Raw genomic sequence first — 1,082 nt, forward strand, 5'->3', positions numbered from 1 at the left:
TTCAGGTGCTGTTTCACTCCCCTCGTCGGGGTGCTTTTCACCTTTCCCTCACGGTACTGGTTCACTATCGGTCGCTGAGGAGTACTTAGGCTTGGAGGGTGGTCCCCCCATGTTCAGACAGGATTTCACGTGTCCCGCCCTACTCGAGTCCTGCCGATCGTCCGTCCCGTACGGGGCTCTCACCCTTCACGCCGGCCGTTCCAGACCGTTCCGGTAAACTCACTGCAGGCACTGGCCTGGTCCGCGTTCGCTCGCCACTACTAACGGAGTCTCGTTGATGTCCTTTCCTCCGGGTACTGAGATGTTTCAGTTCCCCGGGTTCGCTTCAAACCCCTATGGATTCAGGATTTGATACCTTCATCTGACCAATCGTAGTGAGGGGCCAAACCAGCGTTTCCGCCAGCCTGACACCACAATACGAAGGGTCGAAGGTGGGTTTCCCCATTCGGAAATCCCTGGATCAAAGCTCGTTCGCAGCTCCCCAAGGCTTATCGCAGCGTACCACGTCCTTCATCGCCTCTCAGCGCCAAGGCATCCACCGAATGCTCTTAAGGCACTTGATCGCTCTCATGATCGATGTCCGATGTGGTCGACAGCCGTTTTACGGATGGCGCCCACACACAGACCACGGTCACGATAAAGACCAGTGACCGGACAACCTCTCGGTCATCCGATCACATGCTTGCCGAACATGACCTCCAACGGGCACCCCGCTTTCGCAGGACCCGCGGTCACATTCCCTCTTCACGATTTGCTTGAACGATGCACTCCGCTGCGCTTGGCGCCAGCAGAGGCAAACTTGCTGCCTTCTCTTCCGGATGATCACCGCGTCTTCACGAAGAGGCGCTGGTGGAGACGGACGGGATCGAACCGACGACCTGATGCTTGCAAAGCAACTGCTCTCCCAGCTGAGCTACGTCCCCTGATCATGGTGGGCCTGGGACGACTCGAACGTCCGACCTCACCCTTATCAGGGGTGCGCTCTAACCACCTGAGCTACAGGCCCCGAGCCGGTCGCCCGATCGACAGCCGCTGCTCTCGCAACGCTGTATCAGCGATCCCGCTATCCGGATGAGAAAGAG

General features: G+C 58.4%; 2 tRNA genes and 1 rRNA gene (1 of these 3 cut by a window edge). All 3 read right to left on the minus strand.

Annotated features, from left to right (window positions below):
- A 23S ribosomal RNA gene (locus MFF42_RS01700) occupies positions 1-563 on the minus strand (it extends 2,252 nt beyond the left edge of the window).
- A gap of 284 nt (positions 564-847) precedes the next feature.
- Positions 848-923, minus strand: a tRNA-Ala gene (locus tag MFF42_RS01705).
- Between the two features lie 6 nt (positions 924-929).
- Positions 930-1,006, minus strand: a tRNA-Ile gene (locus MFF42_RS01710).
- Positions 1,007-1,082 lie beyond the last annotated feature (76 nt).

Source organism: Methylorubrum podarium (assembly GCF_022179745.1).
Lineage (GTDB): Bacteria > Pseudomonadota > Alphaproteobacteria > Rhizobiales > Beijerinckiaceae > Methylobacterium > Methylobacterium podarium.